This window comes from Bowdeniella nasicola (assembly GCF_001907295.1).
Classification (GTDB): Bacteria; Actinomycetota; Actinomycetes; order Actinomycetales; family Actinomycetaceae; genus Bowdeniella; species Bowdeniella nasicola.
The window spans coordinates 1-5,624 of the sequence record NZ_MQVR01000107.1; the positions used below are offsets into that span (position 1 = coordinate 1).

A 5,624-nucleotide genomic window follows, 5' to 3' on the forward strand; every position below is an offset into this window, starting at 1 on the left:
ATCAACGACCACTGGGCATCCGACAGCAACTGGAAACGCGTCATGCCCCGAGCATCACCCGAGGCATGACACATCACCTGTCAGACACGCCCTAGAGCGATCTTCGGAACTACGGCGAATATGTGCGCCGATCTTGACTGCGGTCACCGAAGACTATCCAATGCCACCGCACTACCCCGCGCCAGATGCACGCAGCGAGGACCGTAGCCCGTGGGGCTACTCACCCAAGGATGACAGGAACGAGCCAGACCTCATCAATTGGCAGCTCACTAGTCGTTTGGTCGGCAAAGTGACCTTCAATACGGGAGAGACGCGCTGGTACGGCCCCAACGGGCTAGTTGAAGAGCTTCCTCGAAAGGACGGCCTGCCTACCGAAGGTGCGTGACGGCAAGGTACCTTTTCGCAATTATGTGGGGCATGGATTCTGGGATCCTCCCGGTCAAGGACGCCCAGCAACCACATGGATGCTTCGTCGTCCCACGCTTTCGAATCGACCAGGTGAGCTGCCGCCGTCGCGATAGTCGCCCTGTCGCCGTCCACGGGAAGGAGTGCGACCTCGTCGGCCCCGTCACCATCGACTCCCGGTAGTGTGATCACAAAGGCGCGATCGTCGTGTAGGGCCGTGAGCGCGAGGAGGAACTGCGCTCTGTGCGTTGTCGCGCCGCTTTCGATGCTACTACTGGCTGCACACGACGATGGGGCCGCCAGATGGCGACCCCAGGCGTGTAGCGAGCGGCGTTAGTGCTCGCAGTTCGGGCAGGCACAGTCCTTGCAGTCACAGCTTTCACACACGTCAGTGCAGTCGTCGCATTCGCAGTGGTTGCAGGTCTTGCACTCGCAGTCCTTGCAGTGACACGTGGCGCAGGCGTCATCGCAGTGCGGACATTCGCAGACTTGAGGCTCGTTAATGGTCGCAGTCATGATTGTGCTCCTTCATATGAGTCAGGGCGTCGAGGTAGATATGGGCGACGTGGTCATCGACCAAGGAATAGACGCTCCGGCGTCCCTCTTTCGATGCCTCAACGAGGTGCGCGTCGCGCAAGATCTTGAGGTGATGAGAGACGAGCGGCTGCGTCACGGACAGCCATTCAACGAGCTCGTTGACGCTCGCCGGAGCGCTCGTCAACCGATGCACGATGCTGGCGCGGATGGGATTAGCAAGAGCAGAAAACAGGGCCACCACGGGATGGCCTGCTGTTAACGGCAGCTCTTCCATAAACTAGAGTTTATATAAGTTTTTCTTCATGTCAACTGGTGGGGGCGACCAAAAATGGATTGCCGTCCCCAACGTCCCAGGCCTACGCTGCATAAGACCCCAGGGAGGACGCACCATGGCGCCTCGCACTGATGAGCACGGACGCCCCGAGCCTGAATTCGCGGCGGGTGAGCTCGACACGCTGCTCGGATTCTTGGACTACCAACGCGCTACGCTGCAGTGGAAGACGTGCAATCTTGGCGAGACAGGGCTGCGGCAACCGCTACCGCCCTCGGCGATGACACTCGGCGGACTGTTGAGCCATCTCGCATACGTCGAGGACTACTGGTTCGGCGCGGTCGCCGCCGAGTCGGAGTCCAGCGAGCCGTGGGCATCGACCGACTAGGAAGCGGACATGGACGCCGACCGGAATCGCGGAAAGACGAAGCCGATGCCATCGCGTCGACTCACGCCAGTCACTAAAGCGGCGCGGCCTATCAGGTCACTCATCGGTCCTCCTTGGCCTCGGCACCATCGTGCAATCCTCCGTAGACTTGCCGCCATGAGAAAAAGCATCGCCGCGACAGCCCTTTCCTGTGCCGCCGTCCTTGCGCTCTCCGCCTGCGCGGGGCAGGTCGACAACCCCACCTCTCTCGAGTCCACGACCGCCCCACTACCAACCGAGAGCGCCGCGACCAACGACGTTGACCCCGACCAGAAGTTTCCCGACGTGGTGAAGGCCGAGCTGAAACCGTCGGGCAACCAGTTCTCGATTGCTGTCACGATCTCCTCGCCCTATGACACCCCGAAACGCTATGCCGACGGCTGGCGCGTCATGACCGAGGACGGCGAGGTGCTGGCCGAGCACGACCTCGCGCACGACCATGCGAACGAGCAGCCATTCACTCGCGAGCGCGGCCCGTTCAAGATTCCCGACGACGTCGCTAAGGTCGTCGTCGAAGGCCGTGACCAGGCAAACGGCTACGGAGGAAAGACGGTGACGATCGATGTGCCACGCTAGCCGCGCTGCGCTGCTCGAAGAATCTCGCGGTGATCGCTAACTGGACGGCATCATTGCCTTCGAGTCACACCTCCCAGCGCACGTCTTTTATGTCTTTGTCCTGTCGCAAGCCACGCCACGCTGCCTGGCGAACGCGGCCGTGGCGGGTGTGACCCGCGAGCGCCACCTCGGCGACGAGTTTGGGCGTCACCCACCAGGCATCGGAGCTGTCCTCAGCAGGCACATCATCGATCGGCGGCGTCTTGCGTTCGATGCGCCGCAGAGTTGTTTCGATGTCGGCTAGCTGAGAGTCGGTAAACCCCGTTCCGACGCGGCCCGCATAACGCAGTTCGCCGCTTTCGTCGGGAACGGCGACGAGGAGAGAGCCGATCGAGCCAGAGCGCGAGCCCTTCCCCTCGCGGACACCGATAACGATGACCTCCTGATGCTGCCGCGTCTTGAGTTTCAGCCAGGCGCTGGCGCGCTTGCCGGGCAGGTAGGTCGAGTCCATCCGCTTTGCGACGACCCCCTCCAGCCCGAGCTGGCTACTCGCCTTGGTCGCGGCGGCAAGGTTGCCGGTGTAGTTCGGGGGCACGACGACGTTCTCGCCTTCCGCGAGGTGCTCGGCAAGGATCTTTCGTCGCTCCTCATACGTTTCCTTGGTAAGCGAGCGGTCGCCCAGGCGCAGGATGTCGAAGACCATATACCGCAGTTCGGCGTCCTCGCTGACCTCGTCGTCGCCCTTGAGGACGGCCTGCAGGAGGCTGAAATCGGGCCGCCCCTGCTCGTCGAGCGCGACGAGTTCGCCGTCGAGGACAGCCTCGTCATCGATGAGCTCGGTAAGCTCGCAAGCCTGCGGGAAGAGGTCCGTGAGGTCCTTGCCGTTGCGGCTCGATAGCACGACAGTGTTCTTCCCGACCCCGGCGATGACGCGGTAGCCGTCCCACTTCATCTCGAAGGCCCACGTCTCGCCGTCCTTCTTCCCGAGGGTGACATCGGCGGGTTTGCCGACGCTGCATAGCATGGGCCCCGGCAGGTCGGCGACGCTCAGTGTTTCCTCGGGCTCGGGATTGGCGTGATCGTCGGGCTGGTCTTTCATGAGCTGCATGAGCCAGCTGTCATCGCCCATCCCCTTGGTGCGGATGAGCGCAAACCGGCGCGGCACTCCGCCGAGCCCGCCGTCGTCCCGACCGTGCAGGGTCGCGATGACTTCCTTGCCATCGCGCCATTTCTCTCGCTCGTAGGTGCCGGTATCCCAGATCGAGACCTCGCCCGCCCCGTACTCGCCCTTGGCGATCGTGCCCTCGAACGTGCCGTATTCGAGGGGGTGGTCCTCGGTCTGGACAGCCAGCCGGTTGACGTTCTTCTTGAGCGGGACGCCCTTGGGCACGGCCCAGCTCACGAGGACGCCCGCGTATTCGAGGCGGAAATCCCAGTGCAGGCTGCTCGCGTGATGCTCTTGGATGACGAAGCTCGGCTGGTCCTTGTCTCCTCCGCTCGGGCGCTGCGCGGGGACTGGCTCGGCGGTTTTCGACGCGTCACGCATCGAGCGGTACGTATCGAGCCGGTCGGCACCAAGGTCAGAGATGGGGTTAATCCCCTGGTCGACCCGCTCGAGCACTTCCTCGTAGGCCAACTGCCGCAGGTCTTTTGCCTCGAGCTCCTCCCACGTCCGGGGCGCGGCGACCATGGGGGTGAGCCGGCCGCGCAACGAGTACGGACTGACCGTCGTTTTCGCGGCGCTGTTTTGTGACCAGTCTAGAAAAACTTTTCCGGCACGGTCCGCCCGCTTCATGGTCGAGATGACCTCGTCCGGGTGGTCGGCCTCGAGAGCCTTGGCGAGTTCGTGCGCGACCTTCGAAACCTGTTCAGAGTTATATGTGCCGTCCAAGCCGGCGTAAAGGTGGATGCCCTTCGAACCCGACGTGACTGGGAAGGTCGCCATCCCCATGTCGTCGAGGATCTCGCGACACCAGAACGCCACCTCGGCGCATTCGGCGAGGCCGACACCCTCACCCGGGTCGAGGTCGAGAACGAGCCGGTCGGGATTGCGGGGCTGGCCGTTACGTCCGAAGCGCCACTGCGGCGTGTGCAGCTCGAGCGCGGCGACCTGCGCGAACCGGGCGAGGGCCGCGGGCTCATCAGCGATCGGGTAGGTATTCGTCCTGCTCTTGTGCTCGACACTCCCGGTCGGAATCCATTCGGGCGCCGAGTCCTCGAGGTCCTTGCGGAAGAAGACCTCGCCCGGCTTCTTCTCGGTCCCTACCCCATCGACCCAGCGTTTGCGCGTCACGGGTCGGTGCGTGATTTGTGGGATGAGGACGTCCGCGACAGAAAGGTAGTAATGGATGACGTCGGCCTTCGTCGTTCCCGTTTCCGGATAGAGAACCTTGTCCAGGTTCGTGACCGATAACGTTCGGTCGCCGACCTGAAATGATTTGCCTTGTCGCGCCAATGTCGAGCCTTCCTCTGTAGGCTCATGCTATGCGAGCAATATGGACCGGGGCCATCACATTCGGGCTGGTGAATGTCCCCGTCAAGGCCTACAGCGCCGTGGAAGATCACGATATTTCCTTCCACCAGGTCCATGACGCCGACGGTGGCCGCATCCGCTACGAGCGACGCTGCGAAGTGTGCGGAAAGAAAGTCGAATACAAAAATATCGACAAGGCATATGAAGAAGACGACAAGACGGTCATCATGACCGATGAGGATTTCGAGTCACTACCCGAATCCGACAACGACGAGATCGAAGTCGTCCAGTTCGTTCCCTCCAATCAGGTCGACCCGATCATGCTCGAAAACACCTATTACCTCGAGCCCGCAGGAAAGTCTCCGAAGTCCTACCTGCTGCTGCGCCAAACCCTGGAAAAGACGGACCGCACCGCGATCGTCACGTTTGCACTGCGGCACAAGACGCGGCTTGGCGCCCTGCGCGTGCGCGGCAAAGTCCTCGTCCTGCAGGGGCTGCTGTGGGCCGACGAGGTCCGCGACGTTGACTTCAAGGGCACGAAATCGCGCGCGAAGATCAGCGACAAGGAACTCGAGCTCGCCGGCGCCCTCGTTGACCAATTCGCCTCCGATTTCACGCCCGAAAAGTTCGAGGACGATTACCAGATCGAGTTGCGCAAACTCATTGACGCGAAGCTCGAAGCCGGGGACACCATCGACACCGAGGCCACGTTCGGCGAACATCCCGAAGACGAATCGGCGGACGAGGCCGAGGTCGTCGACCTCATGGAAGCCCTGAAGGCCTCGCTCGATAAGAAACGCGGCACGAAAAAGCCCGCAAAGAAGTCGGGCACCAAGAAGAGCTCCAAGAGCGCCTAATAATCCGGCTCTTCACAATCGAGGGTGTAGTCGGGGTTTGAATCCGCCGGCCTCGAGGAGGCTGCGGGCGATGTAGTGGCTCAGGTTCCGGAAGCCCAG

General features: G+C 62.2%; 5 protein-coding genes. 3 read left to right on the plus strand and 2 right to left on the minus strand.

Going from position 1 to position 5,624, the window contains the following annotated elements; genetic code table 11:
* Positions 1-904: 904 nt before the first annotated feature.
* Complete coding sequence (locus BSZ39_RS11970) at positions 905-1,216, minus strand: ArsR/SmtB family transcription factor (RefSeq protein WP_073717555.1); 312 nt, start codon at positions 1,214-1,216, stop codon at positions 905-907.
* A 115-nt stretch (positions 1,217-1,331) separates the two neighbouring features.
* Here BSZ39_RS11970 and BSZ39_RS11975 point away from each other — a divergent pair, with 115 nt between their 5' ends.
* Together BSZ39_RS11975 and BSZ39_RS11980 are read left to right on the plus strand one after the other, a co-directional pair.
* Positions 1,332-1,601: a mycothiol transferase gene (locus tag BSZ39_RS11975; RefSeq protein ID WP_073717556.1), complete on the plus strand. Its 270-nt coding sequence runs from the start codon at positions 1,332-1,334 to the stop codon at positions 1,599-1,601.
* A 156-nt stretch (positions 1,602-1,757) separates the two neighbouring features.
* Positions 1,758-2,216, plus strand: coding sequence for a hypothetical protein (locus tag BSZ39_RS11980; RefSeq protein WP_073717557.1), 459 nt, complete (start codon positions 1,758-1,760; stop codon positions 2,214-2,216).
* Positions 2,217-2,280: 64 nt separating this feature from the next.
* Here BSZ39_RS11980 and BSZ39_RS11985 read toward each other — a convergent pair whose 3' ends face one another.
* Complete coding sequence (locus BSZ39_RS11985) at positions 2,281-4,650, minus strand: ATP-dependent DNA ligase (protein ID WP_073717558.1); 2,370 nt, start codon at positions 4,648-4,650, stop codon at positions 2,281-2,283.
* A gap of 29 nt (positions 4,651-4,679) precedes the next feature.
* On the opposite strand from BSZ39_RS11985, the gene ku reads away from it, so the two are divergent.
* Positions 4,680-5,525 (plus strand): non-homologous end joining protein Ku, encoded by an 846-nt coding sequence (ku, locus tag BSZ39_RS11990; RefSeq protein WP_073717559.1) that lies wholly within the window; start codon positions 4,680-4,682, stop codon positions 5,523-5,525.
* Positions 5,526-5,624: the final 99 nt, after the last annotated feature.

Excerpts from the sequence above, each read along its gene's own strand:
- BSZ39_RS11970 (WP_073717555.1), bottom strand. The coding sequence starts at position 1,216 with ATGGAAGAGCTGCCGTTAACAGCAGGCCATCCCGTGGTGGCCCTGTTT.
- BSZ39_RS11975 (WP_073717556.1), top strand. The coding sequence starts at position 1,332 with ATGGCGCCTCGCACTGATGAGCACGGACGCCCCGAGCCTGAATTCGCG.
- BSZ39_RS11980 (WP_073717557.1), top strand. The coding sequence starts at position 1,758 with ATGAGAAAAAGCATCGCCGCGACAGCCCTTTCCTGTGCCGCCGTCCTT.
- ku (WP_073717559.1), top strand. The coding sequence starts at position 4,680 with ATGCGAGCAATATGGACCGGGGCCATCACATTCGGGCTGGTGAATGTC.